Source organism: Acinetobacter sp. NEB149 (assembly GCF_012516415.1).
GTDB lineage: Bacteria > Pseudomonadota > Gammaproteobacteria > Pseudomonadales > Moraxellaceae > Acinetobacter > Acinetobacter lwoffii_V.
On record NZ_CP051208.1, the window covers coordinates 2,703,117 to 2,722,059 of the forward strand.

An 18,943-nucleotide genomic window follows, 5' to 3' on the forward strand; every position below is an offset into this window, starting at 1 on the left:
TGGGAGCGAGCCCATTTTTAAATATTCTTAATCACGTTGGGTGCTAGACCAGTAATTTTCGACCACATCAGGATTAACCTCCCATAGCGTTGTGGTTTTTTCATCTTCTTGTTCTTTAGCAGCTTCTTCTTGAGTATCTTTTTCTTCATTCTTTTCATTTGAAGAAGGTTGACGCTGCTTCTTGCTGATATATTTAATCAAGTCCTGTTTACTCATTTCAGGCTCTGCTTCAGGGTTTTGAATCACCTCGGACTCTTTCTGTTTAGGCGGTTTTGTATCTTTACTCGGGGAGTTGGTTGACTTATTTTTTTCATTGGATGAGTCTGCCTGGCTTGAGACTGACTCCTGAACAACACTGCTTGAAGCTGTACTATTTTGTTGCTGGTTTTTCTTGTATTTATGCAGAGCGACAGAACTTCGGGTTAAGTTCAATTGACCAAACTCTGGCGGTATCTGCGCACGGCAACTTTCAAATACGGCGGGTGGGACAACCTGACTCAGCAATTCAAAAGTGGCCAGATTCAACATTTGCCGCAAGGCAAAGTTAGTTGCCTCTCGTTCTCCTTTTCCAATCTGAATATTTAAGAGTGTACGACCAGCGAATCTGCCTGCACTTAAGCCATAATCCTGTGCAGCAATTTGCTTCTGCAATGAAACATTGCCCACGACTTTACTGCTGCGGGTATCAGTCAAAGATAAATCCAGACCGACCATAATCCGGGTTTGACTATAATTCGGACCGACACCAGCGATCTGCATGTCAAAACCACCACCCGGAATAAAATCCAGACTGTTAATACTGCCTGTCACATAATAATCAGAAGCCTGGATTTGTCTTGGATCACGAATGCCCCACTTGGCTTCGCTTTCAATAATCCGGGGATCACGCCGGTTCATTAAGCTTACCCCCGCCTGAAACAAGGCAGATTGCACCATATCTCCCGCACCTTGGGTCACCATTTTTCCGCTACCACCATTGGTAACTACATCCTTACCGGTTTGATCCAGAATTGCCCCCACGGAGAAACTCACATCACTACGTAATTGTCCTTTTAGGCAGGATAAAGCCATATCAAAAGGGGTAAAAATATCGGTAATTGGGGGACCTTGCACCAGGCTAACTGGCTTCTTGTTTGAGGGTGCTAAACCTGTGCAGCCTGTTAAAAAAGAACTAAAAAGGACGGTGACACTTACGAAAGATAAATGTCTTCTGGTCGAGGAGAAATTCAGCATTGTGATTCTCCTGGTCTGTTACTTAAATTAAGACAGCGCTGAGGATTTTGGTTGGTATTTGAATTGACTGGTGCTTCATTCAGCAATTCACTCGTAATATCAATATTGTTGTCTGTACCCTCTACATTGATATTGTTGGTCGGGGTATTTACCGTCCCGATGGAAGTGGTTGAGGTGCTATGAACGGTGGTTTTACCTAATCCGGAATAATAGTCTGACTCCTTAAGTTCGATTAGATTGGCTTGAACTAGATTCTCATTGGAACGGGCACTGGATGATTTCCAACGCTGAGTCCACTCATCAGAAGTGGCATAAGCGTTACTTAGAAAACATAAACATAATAAACCCAGATTGATAACTAACATTCTCATAATCTTAATATCCTCTGATTTAAGATATTTATTTAATTTTTCATTTAATAAGATTAAATTTATCTGAAAAATATTAAATCACATAAAATTATAAAATGTAAAACTTATCCCTATTCACATATTTTTTTATTTTATTTAAAAATATAAATTATTGTTTTTATTTAAATAATATATATTTGTTTATTATTTGTGATTTGTAAGAAATCATTATATAAAAAATTTTGAATATAAAATTCATATAAAAAACTTGATTAAAATAATATATTTTTATATTAGTAATAATCAAAAATTTATCTAATAAAGATTAGAATTATTATGCTTTTTACATTTTAAAGACCGTAAATTTTTATTTTATTAGAACTTCTATTTAATAACGATAAATGTCACACTTTGTTTAAAATACAATTAATCAATTACAATGAAGGTGACTTATAAAGAAACACCAATATTCAGGTGTATTTTGTCTGAAAAATTTTAATAGACCTCATAAGAACTCGTTTACATATTTTTCGACTTCCTTTCCTTTTTCATCTCAACTCCAGAAATAGTCTTTCTAAGAGCTAAAAGCACAATATTTAGAATGATGAGAGAAGAACATTTCTGATGATCTTGAGATTTGCCATTTCCTCAATGACAGGTTAAGAATTGCGTTAATCAACCAAGAAGGCATATATTTACAGCTGAAATACAATGTTTTAGCGTGAACTCAACTAGAATCAAGTGAGTATGCAATGTTTCTGATTTGCGAATTCAAAACTTATCTAGTGTGTTGTTGTATGTTATGAATAAGTGCTGATCAGGGCACACATCCTATTCCCGACAAACCTAAAACAAGCACATCTCAATCCTTAATGGAACAATCTATGCAATGTCCTAAATGTGGCTCAGCCGATATCGAACAGCGCGATCATGAACAGAATTTAAAGAAAATTGGCGGCATTCTCATGAGTTCAGCGGGTGCAACTGCAGGGACTGTAGGTGGCGCTGCTTCAGGTGCATCGATTGGTGCTGCGATTGGTACTGTAGCCGGACCTTTAGGTGTAATTGTCGGCGGAACCGTAGGCACTTTTGTCGGTGCAATCAGTGTCGGGATTACCGGCGGTGTGGTCGGTAATTTTCTGGGGAAAAAGGCCGGGGTTTCTGTCGACCGTAATCTGTTTCAGGATTATCAATGTCTGAAATGCAAATACAGATTTAGTCAAAAAGATCAAAAAGATCAAAAAGATCAAAAAAAAGCCTAATAAAATTCAGGAAATGAAGTTCATCCTTCATTTCCTGTGAGTGTTTTTCAGACTCAATTGAGTTTCAGTACCACTTCACCTAAACGCTTGCCTTGTACTTCACATAGAATTTTTTCATCCTGACTCAGGCCCTGATCATGCCGCGGGCCGCTGACATGACTAGCACCATAAGGTGTACCACCAGTTTTGGTATTCGATAGTGCCGGTGTTGCGTTACTAAGCCCCATGATCATCATGCCATGATGAAATAACGGCGGCAGCATGGTGAGTAAAGTACTTTCCTGTCCGCCATGCATGGAACCTGATGCCGTAAACACGCAAGCCGGTTTACCGTGTAGCGCTCCATTCAGCCACAGACTCGTGGTCTGATCCCAAAAATATTTCATTTCAGAGGACATATTGCCAAAACGGGTCGGTGAACCGAGCGCCAGGCCGGCACACTGCGCTAGATCATCCAGAGTACAGTAAATATCCCCTTCTGCCGGAATACTCGGTTCAGCAACTTTTACCATACTGGAAATATTTGGAACTGTCCTGATTTTTACTGCCACGCCTGCCGCTTCAATTCCATTGGCAATCAGATGCGCCATTTCTTTGGTTGAGCCATATTTGCTGTAATATAAAACAAGGACATAAGGTTGCATCATGGTTCTTATTCATTACTTAAAAAAATAAAACTATACGATACTTTGCAAGTTTTTTGGTTAAGCTGATGATGAAAATTCATGATGATTAAAAAAATTGAGATTGGATGCAGATGATTGTTAAGTATTTAAAGAAATTACCTTTCTATGAAAAACACTGGTTTCAATTTGTTTTATTTGTACTTCGACGCTTTGAAGCAGACCGCTGTCGCGAACAGGCAGGTTCCCTAACCTACACTACCTTGTTTGCGGTGGTGCCGATGCTGACGGTTTTTCTGGTAATTATCTCTTCCATTAAAGCGCTGGAACCTGCGCGGCAGCAATTACAGCAGCTCATCTATAGTAATTTTTTGCCCAAAACCACCATTGCCTTTGATAAAGCCTTGAATGCCTTTACCGATAAATCCAGCAATCTCACCATCATTGGTATTCTGTTCTTGTTTGTGACGACAGTATTGATGCTCAGCAGTATCGAAACGGTGTTTAACCGCATTTGGCGTGTGACTGAAACGCGAGGCGGGATTATGGGCTTTATGCGTTACTGGACCATCATTTCGCTAGGGCCGATTTTACTGGGCAGTGCGTTTGTGATTTCTTCGACCGTGGCATCCATGAGCATTCTCAGCAATAACTTTGCCGGTTATGAGCTGGACGGCGCCTTTGTCCTCTGGGCGATTTCCTTTTCTTTGACTGTACTCGGATTTTTCATTTTGAACTGGACCATCCCGAATCGTAGTGTACCGCTTAAATCTGCCTTTATTGCCGGTCTGTTTAGTGCCGTGGTGTTTGAGCTGTTGAAAAACCTGTTCGGCTATATCATGTCAAACTTCACCAGTTATGAAATTGTCTATGGCGCATTCGCCGCCGTACCGATTTTCCTGCTCTGGATTTATCTGTCGTGGATCATTGTATTATTGGGGGTTGAAATCAGTTATGCCCTGACGGCGTTTGAATCTGGGCAGGACAATAAACGTCATCCGATCGTCATGCTGCTGGATCTGTTAGAACTCTTTTATAAAAAACAGAAAACCGGTGAAAGCATCAGTGAAGCACAAGCGCTTGAAGTGCTGGGCCGGGATGAAATTGGCCGCTGGCCGAGCTATGTCGCCATGTTTGAAAAGCAGAATCTAATCAAACGCACCGATGAGAATGAATATGTGCTGGTTCGCGATCTGGATCAGGTCAGCTTCTGGAATTTTTATCTGCAATTGCCTTATCCACTGCCACGCAAAAACCATCTCACCAATGCCCAGACTGATGACATCTGGATGCAAAATTTCTCACCTAGATTACAGGAAACTGATCAATATCTGGAAGAAAAACTCAATTTTCCATTGTCCGAACTGTTCCGACATAAATAAAAAAATCCTCTCGCTTGAGAGGATTTTTTTTAACTGATAGCGGTAGATTTCCAGCAAACAATCGCACCCACGCTTACCAAAGTAGTCCCGATCCAGAAACTGAGTTCGGGGCTGACATCCAAAATCAGCATGGACATGACCGAAGAAAGAATCGGCATAAAGTAAGTGGCTAAGATCAGCACCTTGATATTGCCGAATTGCATACTCTGATTCCAGTTGCTATAGGCGATACCAATCAGACTTCCCACCACTGCAATTCCCAGCCATAGCTTGAATGTGGGCATGATAAAAGGTTCATTTAATCCTAAATGTAAGAGCCATAAGCTGATTACAGCGACCAAAAAGAAAATCGGTACGCCATTTTGTCCGCGGCCGTAGGTTCTGGTCAGAACGCAATAGCAAGGCCATAACAAAGCGCCGAGGCAGGCAAAGCCATAGGCCCAAGGATTTTCAGCTAAAACCTGCATGAACTTCGGCAGATTAGTGATTTCTGGATTGACCACCAGCATCAGTCCCATCACAGCGAGCAGAAATCCTGGAATCACCCAGAGGCGGGCCTGCAACTGTCGGGCAAAAATCGAAAAAACAATCATCAAGGGTGGCCACAGATAATTGATCATGGCAATCAGCATCACCTGTTCACGATTATCCGACCATGCCACAGCAACCAGAAATAGAATCTCATAAGCCACAAATAAAGCGCCACAACCGAGCAGATAACGCTTGGACATTTGCGTGATTTTTGGAAAGCCGGTGAACGCAAAAATCGCCAGACTGCTAAAACTATAAATTAAAGCAATCCCCTGCACTGCACTGGTGGATTCAGTAATCAGTTTCACTACGGCGACCAGACTGGCCCAGATCAGAATAGAAGACAGACCAATCCAGGTCGCTAAATTTACAGACCAGATTTTCATGCTTGCTCTTGAATGCTTTTATTGATATTCGGTTTTTTCAGCCATCCCTGCAAACTCACTAGAATCACACCCAGCATGACCATACAGGTGCCGATAATAAAATTGATTTCGATATGTTCATCCAGAATCAGCACGCCGCACAGCATGCCGAATACAGGGGTCAAAAAGGAAAATACGCCCAGACGTGATGCCAGATAATGTTTCAGCATCCAGAACCAGATCAGATAACTGGCAAAGGAAATCACCACGGTATGAAAAACCAGACTGGAAATAGACAACACTGTCCATTGAATGGCTGCTTGTCCAGTCAGAACAGCCAGAGGCAATAACAGGATTCCACCTATCAATAATTGATAGAACAAAGTCTGGGTTGAAGGTGCTTCAGCCAGCCGGCTCAGACGTACACTGCCTGTGGTGGCTGCCCAGAATACGCCGCCAAGCAAAGCCAGAAAATCTCCCCACAAGGCATCAGTTTGTAAAGTTGATTCTGTCTGTGGACGTAACAGAAAACTGACTACAATTCCGCTAAAGGCAAGAAATATTCCGCCCCATTGCACAGAAGACAAACGCTCTGCCGGCAATTTCCAGTGTAAACCCAAAGCCACAAAAATCGGCGCGGTATAAAGTAAAACAATCGTATGCGAGGCTGAGGTATAACGCAGTGCCTCACCAATCAGATAGAATTCGGTTGCAAACAACACAACGACTAGTAATCCTGCAGGTAAATAGCGTGCATTCCAGAGTTGACGGCGCACGCTCTGCTGAATCAGGGGATAAACCATCAGCGCAGATAAGGCTGAACGCAAGGCAATTTGCATCAGGGCTGAAATATCACTGGCGGCCCATTTCAATACCACCTGTTGTAAACCCCACAACATACACAATACAAACATGATGGCAGATGCTTTGGCATCTAATGCCTGACGCTGGCTCACATACGGTCCTGTTGCTCATTTGGAAGGTACACTATAAAAGCGTCAGAAATAAAAGATATACTTCAAAGTAGACAAATGATGGTGTTATTCAGGCAATTTCGGTGATGCATAAAAAAATCCAAGCAGATTCAGCTTCGCTCAAGCAACTTCCGACCCATGATCTGATTAAAGCACCGCTCTGGCTCAGTTTCAGGGAGGATCCCGCGCAATCTGTTTATCCGCTGCATGGCCATGCCTGGGGAGAATTTGTCTATGCTTTTCATGGCGTGATGGAAGTGAATATTAATCATATAAATTATGTGACACCTTCACCTCACGGCATCTGGCTCCCGCCAAATTTAGAACATCGTGGTCTGAACCGTACCGCAGTTTCTCATGGCACCCTGTATGTGCATGAATCACTATGCAGCCAACTGCCCACCCAACCCGGCATCCTGCTCAGTGCACCTCTGGTCCCCGCTTTATTCACCCACCTGAAACAACTGTATCAGCAAGACCATCCAGCACTCGAGAATTCAGTTGAATATCAGCGTCTGCTACAGGTGCTGCTCGATCAGCTCCAGCAAGCCCAACTGGTCAGCAGTTATTTACCGCATTCAGAACATGCATTGCTGAAACAGATTTTAGATTATTTACATCAGCATCCAGCAGATCAGAGCTCGCTGCAGCAACTGGCAGAACGCGTCAATTTAACCGAGCGGACGCTAGCGCGATATAGCCAGAAAGAACTGGGAATGTCACTACATGAATGGCGGCAACGCCTGAAAGTGATGCAGGCCATGTCTTTATTAAATGCAGCGCATAGCGTTGAAAGCATTGCCTTTGATCTGGGCTATGCCAATGCCTCGGCATTTATCAACATGTTTAAACGCTGGATGGGAAGCACCCCAGATCAGTTTCGCAAGCGTTATACTGTTAATGAATAAAATGATGCATATGAAAAAGGAGCCCATTGGCTCCTTTGATTCAAAATCTTGGTTATTTCACAAAAGTCGTCCAGACATAATCCTGAGACTGCCCTTTGAGGGTCATTTTCAGTTGATCGCCTGAATGCAATGCTGCAACACCTGCCGGGGTACCGGTCATCACCACATCCCCTTCTTCCAAAGTAAAGACCTGACTGATGTCAGCCAGCAAGGTAGCAATATCAAAAATCAATAAAGCGGTATCACCTTTTTGACGTAGCTCATCATTGACTTGCAGTGTGTAATGCACATCTTTCCAGTCCGTGACTACATCGGCGACAGGCACCCAGTCCGACAACAGACAAGAGCCATCAAAGGCTTTGGCACGTTCCCAAGGCTGGCCTTTTTTCTTGAGATCATCCTGTAAATCACGCAAAGTTAAGTCCAGACCTAAAGTCACCGCACCCACAGCTTCAAGTGATTTCACAGGATCGCTTTCTTTGCTTAAAGTCCGGTCAATGCGCAAGCTGAGTTCACATTCATAATGACAATTGCCCCATTCCGGATTCCATTCAATGCCTGCTTCGAGCGAACTTAAGGCACTCGGTGGCTTGATAAACAATACCGGACGATCAGGGATCGCATTGCCGAGTTCTTTGGCATGATCGGCATAACTGCGACCCACGCAAACGATTTTGGATGGACGTGTGCTCATGATCAAAACTTCCCTTTTCCTTTTATAGATATCTGAATTATTTTTTAAATGTATGCTCGAACATACTCTGTTCAGTGCCGTCCTTAAATGCACGCTTCGGCACAATAACCACGGTACGGTTTTTTAATTCCAGCATATAAGTGAGTTTACCGACAGCAAAATTCTGCACTTCGCTATATGGCACCAACTTACTACGATCATTATTAAAAATTTCCGCATAGTCCTGATACAAATCAATACCCTGTTCGCTTTTACCAAACTGATATTTAACAAACTGACGTTTAAACATCATCGGCAGGAACCAGTAACGCATAATACCTTGCAGGAGCAGAAAAAATGCGCCCAAAGCCACGTAATAACGTCCGACGCCATCAAAACCCATCGAGAAACCCCAGATGATGATCCCGATACTGACCAGAGGCGTCAGAAAACGTGAAATCTGCTTTTTACCAAACGTCGCCAGGGCAAAACCATCCTGAGATTCTTCTAAAGTCAGAAAATAACGGGTCGATAAAGTCGGTGCTGACTCAGTCATAGCATCACATCAAAAATAAAATCTTGCCCAATACTATACCAAAATATCCATAGCGCTTATGGCCTGTCGCATCAATTACATAACTTTGCTTTGGAAATACGTGCATTTGGTTTTAAATAAACAGCAATTAAAACAAAAAATACGCAACAGGATGTTGCAGGATGTTGAATGAAAGGATTAAAGCAATGCATGCTCATCGGTGTTTGTTTGGCAGTTTCTGTCCCAGCACTGGCCAAGATTATTCCTTGGAATGCCGAATTGCCGAGCAGTCTGAGTGCTTATCAGGGCAATGCCCAGCAACTGGCAGAATTAACCGGCGAGCGGATTCTGATTTATGCGCATCCAACCAGTAAAACCCAGCTCCCCACCTTAAACAATAATGCAGCCAGCAAGACACAGTTTTATAGTGCAGCTGTGGTATTGCCTGTGGCTGAAGCTCAAGTTGAAAAATTGCTGCGCCATTATCCAAATTATGTGGGTCTGTTTCCAACTTTAAAGTCAGCCAAAGTGCTAGAGCAGCAGGGTTCGATTCAGCAGATTAAATATCAGGTTCATATCCCGACCCCGATTCCGGTGTTAAACTTTAAAGAAACTGTAGTGATGCAGCATCATCTGGGCGAAAACAGCATCAGCACCTTAATTATTGATGCGCCGATTCCCTATGGTGCGGGAAAACTGGAATGGTTTGCACTGGGTCCGCATAAAACGCTGGTGACTGTCACCCAATGGGGCGACCTGAATCAGCCCAAAGGCTTTTTATTCAGTAAAATCCTGAATGCGCTGCCTGAAGCCAAACTCGGCATTCCGCCGAGTACCAATGCATTTCTACTGGAAGCACTACAACAGCGCTTTGAAACCGATCATACAGCGGCACTAGCAACTCCAATTCCGCAGATGAGATTCAACCCTCAACAGCTACAAAAAATTGCCCAGATCAGCCAAAAATCAGGGCAACCGGTCAGTTTCATTTTACCGAGCTATCAGGTCAAAGAAGGAAAAGCCTCAGAAAATTTAAGATTTAGCAGCACCTATCAATATTTTGCGCATCCGGTCGAAAAATTGCGACCGTGGTTAGCGGCTGAAGCGACGCAGCAGCTTTTTCCTCGGCAGATCAAGAAAGTCGAACTGAATCCGGTCAATACTCAGAATATAGATGCCAACTATAAGGTGTCGGTGGGTTTGGGCGTGATTCAGATCCCGTTTAATTTTAAGATGCATTTTTACCAACCTGATTCCCTGCAAAACCAGTTCAATGCCAATGGCGGTGACTTGAAGTTTGTGAAAGGTGGTATGCGCTTATTGCCGCAGTCACAAGGTACCTTATTTCAAATCACCAGCAGTATGAAAATTCACGATCAGGCGCCGTTCTTATTAAGAGCCATGCGTAGCATGCCCTATCATGATATTTTACCAGCAGTGGGTGGTAATACCGTTTATGCACTGAAAGTGCAGCAGAAATTAAGATGAGTAGGAAGCAGAGAGTTATTGGTTTTTTATATGAAAAATAGTTAAAAATCACAGACGTAAAAAAACCGCATCAACGTGCGGTTTTTTCAGAATTCTTATCAAGATTGGTGCGCTCAGAGAGATTCGAACTCCCGACCCCTTAGTTCGTAGCCAAGTGCTCTATCCAGCTGAGCTATGAGCGCGACGTCTTGATGGGGTGCATTATACGAGCTTTTTCAGTCTTGTTAAGTGTTTTTTAATAAAATCACAACTGAATGTACAGTAATTAAACGATGTATCAAAATTTATAGTTTTCTGCTGAAAATTTCTGCGGATTTAGAGCTAAAAACACTTAATTAATTCAATCAAGAGGCTTGTATTTTCCAAAAATTCCATCACTACGCAATGGGTCAGCCTTAAGTATTCTTAACCAGGTATTCAGCCAGAATAGAATTCAAATATAAAACGACCATCATCCTTGTACACTTTATCACTCGCCTATTGTTCCAGTCTTTACTTCTCCTGCCCTTTGATAATGCGTAAACACAATACCATTTGAGCTGGCCAGATGATCTATCAATTGAAAAGCGGCGGGTATTGCTTCATAACTAAACAGGCGTTTGCCAACACCCAGTATAATTGGAAAAGTCAGCAGACGGAGTTCATCCACAAGTTCATATTTGAAAAGCGCCTGTACCACTGCAGCACTGCCATAAACTCGAATATCTCCCTCTCCTGATGCTTTAAGCTTGATTATCTCATCAATGCTTTTCAGAAAAAGGGTATTTTGCCAGTCGGAATGCTCCAGACTGGTAGAAAGAACATATTTATTGACGTCATTGATTCCCGGCCAGTCTTCAGTATGTGTGGGCCAGTAAGATTCAAAAATCTGAAAAGTATGTTTCCCTAAAAGAATATCGGAGGGCTGCATCCATTTTTGCATGATGACATCAAATGCCGGATCTGGTTCTGCGTTAAAATACGGCGCCACCCAGCCACCATATTGAAAACCACCAGATATATCTTCTTTTGGACCGCCGGGCCCTTGCATCACACCATCGAGGGTCAAAAATTCCTGGACAATGATTTTTCTCATCACGACTGCCTTTATTTTTATTCACTCGCCTGAGACTTATTTTTAGCACGTGATGTCTGGTATTTCTGTAAATTTTAGGCACAAAAAAACCGCAACATGTGCGGTTAATTGTTCAAGTTGGTGCGCTCAGAGAGATTCGAACTCCCGACCCCTTAGTTCGTAGCCAAGTGCTCTATCCAGCTGAGCTATGAGCGCGTAACTTGTGTGCCTCGGTTGGCGATACGTTTTTTCTGCTTAACCTACTTGGTGCGCTCAGAGAGATTCGAACTCCCGACCCCTTAGTTCGTAGCCAAGTGCTCTATCCAGCTGAGCTATGAGCGCGCGATGTAAGTAAGCGTGGCGGTGAGAGAGGGATTCGAACCCTCGATACAGTTACCCGTATGCGTCCTTAGCAGGGACGTGGTTTCAGCCACTCACCCATCTCACCGTAACGTGCGGCCATAATACAAATTTCGGCATGGCACTGCAAGCGCAGCATCAAAAAAAAGTGCATATTTTTGCTCGTTTAAATACTTTTTAAGCAATTCCTCGATTTTTCGTGCATTTTGATGGCAAAAAAACTGCATAAATTTCCAGTTATCGAAAATTAACAGAAAATTGAAAACTTAAATGGATTATTGCAATCATTTACGTGCAGTCTGCGCACACATGTTTTATGCTAAACCTATCTCCTAAGATAAATTTAAAGACATGATGAAAAACTGGGTCGATCCTGAAGCAAAAGCTGAAGCCGAACGTTATGACAACCCTATCCCTAGCCGCACGCTCATTTTAGAAACCATCGAAAAGAACAATGCCCAGTCCCATGCAGACCTGGTCGAACATTTTGAAATTGCAGATCAAAAAAGTATTGATGCTCTGAGCCACCGTTTAATTGCGATGGTGCGTGACGGGCAACTGATGAAAGATGGCTACAAGTTTCAGATTGCCGTCGAGCAACCTGAATCCGAAGCGACGGTTTATATCAATTCCCGAGGGATGGGAACTGCCAACATTTCCGGCCAGGACGACCTCTTATTGGCTGAGCGTGAACTGCGCTTGGTCTTTAATGGTGACCGCGTTAAAGTGCGTCAGACTTCGGTAGACCGTAAAGGTAAGGCCTGGGGCTATATTACGGAAGTTGTGCAGCATCGTGTCAAACAGATCATTGGTAAAGTGTCAGAGTATGATGGTGAATACTTTATCCAGCCAGCCAACCCAAATGCACATCAGCCAATCACCCTTGAAAAAGAATTGATTGAACATGCCCAGGTCAATCTGGGTGACTCGATTCGTGTGGCGATTGATACTTATCCGACCCGTGAAGAATTCGCGACCGGACATATTGTGCAGTCCATGGCGGACAAGGCCGATACTGAAATCATCATTCCACAAACCATTTTAGAATATGGTTTGCCTTATGAATTCCCGGAAGAAGTGGTTAAAGAGGCCGAAAGCTTTAAAGAGCCAACGGCCAAAGACCGTGAAGGCCGTATTGATCTGCGTGATTTAGCATTGGTTACTATTGACGGTGAAGATGCGCGTGACTTTGATGATGCCGTTTATGCCGAAAAACGTCCCGGCGGTGGTTATCGCGTGGTCGTGGCCATTGCTGATGTTAGTCATTATGTACGTCCAGGCAAACCACTGGATGATGAAGCGCAGGAACGCGGGACGTCAGTCTACTTCCCGCACTTTGTTTTACCGATGTTACCTGAAGCATTGTCGAATGGCCTGTGTTCGTTAAATCCGAACGTTGACCGCCTATGTATGGTGTGTGATTTAAAACTGTCACGTGCTGGCCGAGTCACCGGTTTTGAGTTCTATCCGTCTGTCATGCATTCCAAGGCACGTTTGACCTATGATCAGGTCGCACAGTATCTGGAAGGCGACAGCCAGGCGATTACCGAAGATCGCGAAGTTCGCAAGTCGATCAACACCCTGTTCCAACTCTATCAAGTTCTTAAAGGTTTACGTGCTGAACGTCATGCCATGGAATTTGAAACCGTTGAAACTTACATGACCTTCGACGAACTAGGCGGAATTAAAGAAATTTTGCCGCGTAGCCGTAATGATGCACATAAGTTGATTGAAGAATGTATGTTGCTAGCCAACGTGGCAGCCGCAGAATATGCATTGAAAAATGAAATGCCAATGTTGTACCGCGTGCATGAGCCACCTGAGTTCTCACGTATCCAGAAAGTCCGTGACTTCGTCAAGCTGCTGGGTTTGAATTTCCCGGAACAGCCGACTCAGAAAGATTATCAGGCGGTGATTGAAGCGACCAAAGAACGGATTGATGCACCAAGTATTCATGCGGTGTTATTACGCTCCATGATGCAGGCTTACTATGGTGCGAGTAATGCAGGCCATTATGGTCTGGCTTATGAAGCCTATACACATTTCACTTCACCAATTCGCCGTTATCCGGATCTGTTATTGCATCGTGCAATCAAAGCACATTTAAATAACAAGCCATCTCCACTTTCAGGTGGTGCTTTAGATGAAGCTGGTGACCATTTCTCTGCCACAGAACGTCGTGCAGATGAAGCATCACGCTCGGTAACGACCTGGTTGAAATGCCATTATATGCAGCAGCATCTGGGTGAAGAATTTGTCGGCATTATTAGTGCAACGGCAGAATTTGGCCTGTTTGTCACGCTAAAAGACCTGTATGTCGATGGTATGGTGCATGTCAGCCAGCTAGGGGATGACTTCTTTGTCTTTGATCAAAGCAGCCAGAATCTGATCGGCCAGAACCGTGGTCAGGTCTTTGGTCTGGGCGATGAAGTCAAAATCAAGGTTGCCGGTGTCAATCTGGAAGAACGCAAGATCGACTTTGAACTGGTGCAACAACTCAGTCATGCCGGCCGTGCAGTTCGTGCCCGTGCACCGCGCGTGAGCGAGAAAAAACCAGTATCACGTCCAGCAGCTACAGAAGAAGTGTTTGGCAACAATGAACGTGAATCTAAATCCAACCTGAGCGCCGATGGAGAACAGCCCATACGACGCAAAAAAGGAAAAGGAAAACCCAGCTCTTACGGTAAAAAGTCTGCTAAACCATCTGCAGGAAAGTCTGAAGCAAAGGTTAAAGATAAAGTAAAGAAAAAGGCCAAGGTCAAAAAGAAAAAGTCGAATGCAAAAGCCAAGACTGAATAATTTTTGATGATCAAAAAGAGAGTGCTACGGCGCTCTTTTTTATTTATAATCAAGATACTAATTAGAAATAAAAAGGAATTATAAATTGGAAGTTATTAATATTCTAACATTAATCATTTCTCTTATGGCTCTGCTCGTAACCTACGCAGTATTTAAATCCGATCAGCAACCACAAATTATTATTTTTGCTACGCCTCATTATGGGAAAGAATCCGTAATCCAACTTCATGTTAAAAATATTGGAAAATCCATCGCTCATAATGTGAAAATATCTAGTGATCGACTAATCCCTCGTGCAGCATTTGGAATTGAAAAATTAAATTCTGAAAAACAATATTTTGAAACTGGAATTTTTAAAAATGGAGTCAAAGTATTCCCACCCAATCAGAGCTATATATACGATTGGGGGAAATATGGGGGCTTAAAAGATTCATTAGATAATTCCCCTATAACATTCACTATTACATATTTGTATAAACACCCTTTGAATCTTTGGAAAACAAAAATCACTGACATCTCTACAATTGATATAAATGAATTAGAATCACTTCCAGCATCCAATGGAGGATTATTAGAACAATTAAAAAATATCAATAAATCATTAATAACCTTAAATCAAAAGATCGAGAAAAAACTGTAGATAGCTTGATTTCCTAGCTCATAACCCCTACATCTAGATTTATCATAGGAAATAAATCGGCAGACCGACATGACTTTAGAAAAGGCAACTTTGCCTGTTCCACAATTTGATCAGATTACGCTGGCTGAGCTAAAACAAAAAATTGAAAGCTGTATCGCTGAAGGGCAAAAGTTCCTGAATGAACTCACCGAAACACCTACTTCAGTACAGGAGCAGCTAACTACACTGGAACATGTCGACACGCTTGAAAATAATATGAGTGAGTCTTGGGGCATCCTGTCGCATTTAAATGCCGTCATGAACAATGCCGAAACCCGTGATGTCTATCAAGCACTCTTACCGGGTCTTAGCGAATACTATACGCAACTGGGTCAACATACGGCGCTGTATCAAACCTATCAGCATATTTACGATGCGTCGATTTATAATGAACTCCCGGCAGCACAGCAAAGCGCAATTAAACTGGCCTTACGTGACTTTAAATTATCTGGGGTAGCATTAAAGGGTGAGGCGAAAAAACGTTATGCGGAAATTTCTGCACGTCTATCCCAATTATCTTCCGACTTCTCCAACCATGTGCTAGATGCGACTCAAGCCTATTTCAGACCGCTGAATGAAGATGAGTTAGCGGGTCTATCTTCGAGTAATATTGAGCTGTTAAAACAATATGGTCAGCAACGCGAGCTGGATCAACCGGTGGCTACGCTGGATTTCCCGTCTTATCTGGCGATCATGACCCACTCAGAAAATCGTCCTCTGCGTGAAGAACTGTATAAAGCCTATACCACGCGTGCGTCAGATCAGGCTGAACAGAGCGAGTTTGACAATACTGCATTGATCGAAGAAATCCTGAGTCTGCGTCTGGAAATGGCAAAACTGCTTGGCTTTAATAATTATGCGGAATTGTCCTTAGCCAGCAAAATGGCACCGAGTGTAGAGGTTGTAGACGAGTTCTTGCGTGCTCTGGCAGAGCATGCCCGCGCACCGGCAGAGCAAGAAATCGCTGAACTGAAAGCGATTGCCGCTGAAGATGGCATCCGTGATCTGCAACCGTGGGACAGCGGCTATTATTCTGAAAAGCTAAAAATGCAGCAATTTAATTTGTCACAGGAAGCGCTTAAACCTTACTTCCCTGCACCGAAAATTCTGCAAGGCCTGTTCAATATTGTCAATCGCCTGTATGGCATTCAAGTCATTGAACGCGAAGCGCCTGTATGGCATCCGGATGCACGTTATTTTGAACTGGAAGATCAAGGTCAGGTGATTGGCGGCTTCTATTTTGACCTGTATGCACGCCAAGGCAAACGTGGCGGTGCCTGGATGAGTGGTTTCCGTTCCCGTATGCAGACCAGTGATGGCCTGCAAAAACCGATTTGCTATATGGTCGGTAACTTTACCCCACCTGTAGGCAATCGCCCTGCACTCCTGACCCATGATGAAGTGATTACACTGTTCCATGAATTTGGCCATGGCCTGCATCATATGCTGACAGAAGTGGACAATATTGCGGTAGCAGGTACCCATGGCGTGGCTTGGGATGCCGTTGAGCTGCCAAGCCAGTTTATGGAATTCTGGGCATGGGATCAGGAAAGTCTGGATCTGCTCAGCGAGCACATCGAAACTCAAGAATCTTTGCCGGCTGAACTGCTCAAGGCCTTGCTCGATGCACGTTTCTTCCAGTCTGGCATGCAAACCCTGCGTCAGCTTGAATTTGCCCTGTTTGACCTGAGGATTCACCGAGCCAATCCGGCTTTAAATGCAACACAGGTTCAGGCTACTCTGAATGAGATCCGTGAAAAGTATGCGGTCCTACCGACCACTGACTATAACCGTTTCCAGCACAGCTTCAGTCACATTTTTGCCGGTGGTTATGCAGCAGGATATTATTCCTATAAATGGGCCGAAGTTTTGGCCAGTGATGCCTTCGACCGCTTTGAAGATGAAGGTATTTTTAATACCACTACCGGAAAGCAGTTTCGGGAAAATATCCTCGCAGTTGGCGGAAAAGACACAGCACTTGACGCATTTATCAATTTCCGCGGACGCGAGCCAAAAATAGATGCGTTGCTGCGTCATCAAGGTTGGACGAACCCCTCTAAAAACGCTTAAACTAGCTTTTTAAGTTGATCACAAGGTGAGTATGATGACCATTAAACGTCGTTTCATTGCAGGCGCAAAATGTCCAAAATGTCAGGCGTTAGATCGCGTCGTCATGCTGACCTCTGGTGAAGATGAATGGATCGAATGTATTGAATGTGGTTATGAAGAAAATCGTCCCACACATGTTGATCAACCAGAAACACCAGCTGTTCCAGATGAAGTTGGCGTGATTCAGTTTAAACCTCGTTCAGTAAAATAAAAATCAAGGTTCAAGCTATGTCAGTAGAACAAAGAAATAACCCCAAACTTTTAATGGGGATTATGGGGGCTTTAGTTACTGTCGTTGCATTGGTATTGCTATATCAGTGGTTGAATGCCTCTTCCGGTGAAGCGGAACGCATGCATCAGGAAGATATCGTGGCTGTTCCGGCAGCAAAACCTGCGGCGAAAACTGAAGAAGATACGGCTGCAGCGAAAGCAGCTGAGGCGATCGAAACTAAAGCACTGGTATCAGATCAGCTGTTAGATGCACCGGTGCCGGAGAATGCCAGTTTGGCCAAAGAAGAAGTGGCTAAATTAGATGACATCCAAGTTCAGCTCAATGAACAAAAAGCCACACTGGATGCGCAGCATAGCGATGCCGACCAGTTGATCCAACTGAAAGAGGAACAGATCAAGTTACTTGAAGCACAACTTGCTCAAAGCCAGTAAATCTCGGCAGCATTTCAGCTAGAATATCGTCAGATCTTCTAGCTCAGTTGTTTCCATGTCTGCCCCAGCCGCTCCGCATCTGCTTAAAGCCATTCTGTTACTGACCTGCTCTGCTTTTCTCTTTTCAGTCATGGGCGTGTGTATCCGTTATGCCTCAGCAACGGTTGATAACGCCACCGTGGTCTTCTTTCGCAATTTTGTCGGGCTGTTTATTTTCCTGCCCTTCATTTTCAATAAAGGCATTGGTTTTTTCAAAACTGAAAAACTATGGATGCACACCTGGCGCGCAGTGGTCGGACTGACTGCCATGTACGGCTTTTTCTATGCCATTGCCCATTTAAAACTCTCCAATGCCATGGTCTTCACCTACTCTTCTCCGATTTTTATTCCTTTGATTGCCTGGCTATTTCTCAAGGAAAAAATAACAGCAAGCATGTTAGTCGCCGCTGCAATTGGTTTCATCGGGGTACTCTGTGTTGCCAAACCGGATTCGGGTTTAATTAACCTGATGTCGGTCATTGGTTTGAGTGCGAGTTTTCTAGCGGCGATGGCATTTGTCACGGTTCGGGCACTGACTAAAACCGAGTCTCCGGAAAAAATTGTATTTTATTTCTGCTTTATTGGCACCCTGATTTCAGTGATTCCGATGTTCTGGCTATGGCGGCCTTATACTCTGACAGAACTCAGCTATCTGATTACTGCCGGCATCCTGGCCAATTTCAGCCAACTATTTATGTCAAATGCCTACAAGCTGGCTCCGGCAGGACAGATTGGACCGGTCAACTATGTGGCGATTTTCTTTGCCGGCATGTGGGGCTTTCTGTTCTGGCAGGAAGTTCCAGACCTTTATAGCCTGATTGGGCTGGGGCTGATTTTCTGTGCGATTCTACTGTGTAGTCCGATCCTGCAAAAGCGCTTGAATTCATCGAAGATCTGATCAAAGAATTCAAATTAA

At 43.6% G+C, this 18,943-nt stretch carries 18 protein-coding genes and 4 tRNA genes; 10 read left to right on the forward strand and 12 right to left on the reverse strand.

Features of this window, described 5'->3' with window-relative positions:
- Positions 1–27: 27 nt before the first annotated feature.
- The gene (locus HGD77_RS12990) at positions 28–1,233 is read right to left on the reverse strand and encodes a CsgG/HfaB family protein (RefSeq protein ID WP_121980168.1); all 1,206 of its coding nucleotides are present in this window, start codon (positions 1,231–1,233) and stop codon (positions 28–30) included.
- Positions 1,227–1,604, reverse strand: coding sequence for a hypothetical protein (locus tag HGD77_RS12995; protein WP_004732227.1), 378 nt, complete (start codon positions 1,602–1,604; stop codon positions 1,227–1,229). Before HGD77_RS12995 ends, HGD77_RS12990 begins: the two co-directional genes overlap by 7 nt.
- Before the next feature lie 851 nt (positions 1,605–2,455).
- Between HGD77_RS12995 and HGD77_RS13000 the strand changes: the two genes are divergently transcribed.
- On the forward strand, positions 2,456–2,845 hold the full coding sequence (locus tag HGD77_RS13000) for a hypothetical protein (RefSeq protein WP_168730874.1): 390 nt from the start codon (positions 2,456–2,458) through the stop codon (positions 2,843–2,845).
- A 53-nt stretch (positions 2,846–2,898) separates the two neighbouring features.
- Here HGD77_RS13000 and wrbA read toward each other — a convergent pair whose 3' ends face one another.
- Complete coding sequence (gene wrbA, locus HGD77_RS13005) at positions 2,899–3,489, reverse strand: NAD(P)H:quinone oxidoreductase (protein WP_017397980.1); 591 nt, start codon at positions 3,487–3,489, stop codon at positions 2,899–2,901.
- Between the two features lie 113 nt (positions 3,490–3,602).
- On the opposite strand from wrbA, the gene HGD77_RS13010 reads away from it, so the two are divergent.
- On the forward strand, positions 3,603–4,850 hold the full coding sequence (locus tag HGD77_RS13010; RefSeq protein ID WP_004645086.1) for a YihY family inner membrane protein: 1,248 nt from the start codon (positions 3,603–3,605) through the stop codon (positions 4,848–4,850).
- Positions 4,851–4,879: 29 nt separating this feature from the next.
- On the opposite strand, the gene yddG is transcribed toward HGD77_RS13010, so the two are convergent.
- A complete protein-coding gene (gene yddG / locus HGD77_RS13015; protein ID WP_004732233.1) occupies positions 4,880–5,767 on the reverse strand; it encodes an aromatic amino acid DMT transporter YddG in 888 nt (295 codons plus the stop codon).
- Positions 5,764–6,702, reverse strand: coding sequence for a DMT family transporter (locus HGD77_RS13020; RefSeq protein ID WP_168730875.1), 939 nt, complete (start codon positions 6,700–6,702; stop codon positions 5,764–5,766). Before HGD77_RS13020 ends, yddG begins: the two co-directional genes overlap by 4 nt.
- 104 nt (positions 6,703–6,806) lie before the next feature.
- Between HGD77_RS13020 and HGD77_RS13025 the strand changes: the two genes are divergently transcribed.
- Entirely contained in the window at positions 6,807–7,628 is an 822-nt protein-coding gene (locus HGD77_RS13025; RefSeq protein WP_004732238.1) for an AraC family transcriptional regulator, read from the forward strand.
- Between the two features lie 52 nt (positions 7,629–7,680).
- Here HGD77_RS13025 and HGD77_RS13030 read toward each other — a convergent pair whose 3' ends face one another.
- On the reverse strand, positions 7,681–8,322 hold the full coding sequence (locus HGD77_RS13030) for a fumarylacetoacetate hydrolase family protein (protein WP_004732240.1): 642 nt from the start codon (positions 8,320–8,322) through the stop codon (positions 7,681–7,683).
- 37 nt (positions 8,323–8,359) lie between these two features.
- Positions 8,360–8,857, reverse strand: a complete 498-nt coding sequence (locus HGD77_RS13035; protein WP_004645081.1) for a YcxB family protein — start codon at positions 8,855–8,857, stop codon at positions 8,360–8,362.
- 168 nt (positions 8,858–9,025) lie between these two features.
- Between HGD77_RS13035 and HGD77_RS13040 the strand changes: the two genes are divergently transcribed.
- The gene (locus HGD77_RS13040) at positions 9,026–10,324 is read left to right on the forward strand and encodes a hypothetical protein (RefSeq protein WP_004732243.1); all 1,299 of its coding nucleotides are present in this window, start codon (positions 9,026–9,028) and stop codon (positions 10,322–10,324) included.
- Positions 10,325–10,429: 105 nt separating this feature from the next.
- Here the strand turns inward: HGD77_RS13040 and HGD77_RS13045 are convergent.
- The 5 genes from HGD77_RS13045 to HGD77_RS13065 form a co-directional block, all read right to left on the reverse strand.
- Positions 10,430–10,506 (reverse strand) — tRNA-Arg (locus tag HGD77_RS13045).
- 287 nt (positions 10,507–10,793) lie between these two features.
- Positions 10,794–11,399: a dihydrofolate reductase family protein gene (locus HGD77_RS13050; protein WP_004732246.1), complete on the reverse strand. Its 606-nt coding sequence runs from the start codon at positions 11,397–11,399 to the stop codon at positions 10,794–10,796.
- Positions 11,400–11,517: 118 nt separating this feature from the next.
- A tRNA-Arg gene (locus tag HGD77_RS13055) sits at positions 11,518–11,594 on the reverse strand.
- A gap of 49 nt (positions 11,595–11,643) precedes the next feature.
- Positions 11,644–11,720 (reverse strand) — tRNA-Arg (locus HGD77_RS13060).
- Positions 11,721–11,736: 16 nt separating this feature from the next.
- Positions 11,737–11,826 (reverse strand) — tRNA-Ser (locus HGD77_RS13065).
- A gap of 263 nt (positions 11,827–12,089) precedes the next feature.
- Here HGD77_RS13065 and rnr point away from each other — a divergent pair.
- The 6 genes from rnr (at position 12,090) to HGD77_RS13095 (ending at position 18,925) form a co-directional block, all read left to right on the forward strand.
- Complete coding sequence (gene rnr / locus HGD77_RS13070; RefSeq protein ID WP_004732248.1) at positions 12,090–14,537, forward strand: ribonuclease R; 2,448 nt, start codon at positions 12,090–12,092, stop codon at positions 14,535–14,537.
- A gap of 85 nt (positions 14,538–14,622) precedes the next feature.
- A complete protein-coding gene (locus tag HGD77_RS13075) occupies positions 14,623–15,177 on the forward strand; it encodes a hypothetical protein (protein ID WP_004732250.1) in 555 nt (184 codons plus the stop codon).
- Positions 15,178–15,246: 69 nt separating this feature from the next.
- Positions 15,247–17,286, forward strand: a complete 2,040-nt coding sequence (locus HGD77_RS13080; RefSeq protein ID WP_004732252.1) for a M3 family metallopeptidase — start codon at positions 15,247–15,249, stop codon at positions 17,284–17,286.
- A 40-nt stretch (positions 17,287–17,326) separates the two neighbouring features.
- Positions 17,327–17,536: a YheV family putative zinc ribbon protein gene (locus HGD77_RS13085; protein ID WP_171054337.1), complete on the forward strand. Its 210-nt coding sequence runs from the start codon at positions 17,327–17,329 to the stop codon at positions 17,534–17,536.
- Positions 17,537–17,553: 17 nt separating this feature from the next.
- Positions 17,554–17,988, forward strand: coding sequence for a hypothetical protein (locus HGD77_RS13090; protein ID WP_004732253.1), 435 nt, complete (start codon positions 17,554–17,556; stop codon positions 17,986–17,988).
- Positions 17,989–18,043: 55 nt separating this feature from the next.
- The gene (locus tag HGD77_RS13095; RefSeq protein ID WP_086044454.1) at positions 18,044–18,925 is read left to right on the forward strand and encodes a DMT family transporter; all 882 of its coding nucleotides are present in this window, start codon (positions 18,044–18,046) and stop codon (positions 18,923–18,925) included.
- Positions 18,926–18,943 lie beyond the last annotated feature (18 nt).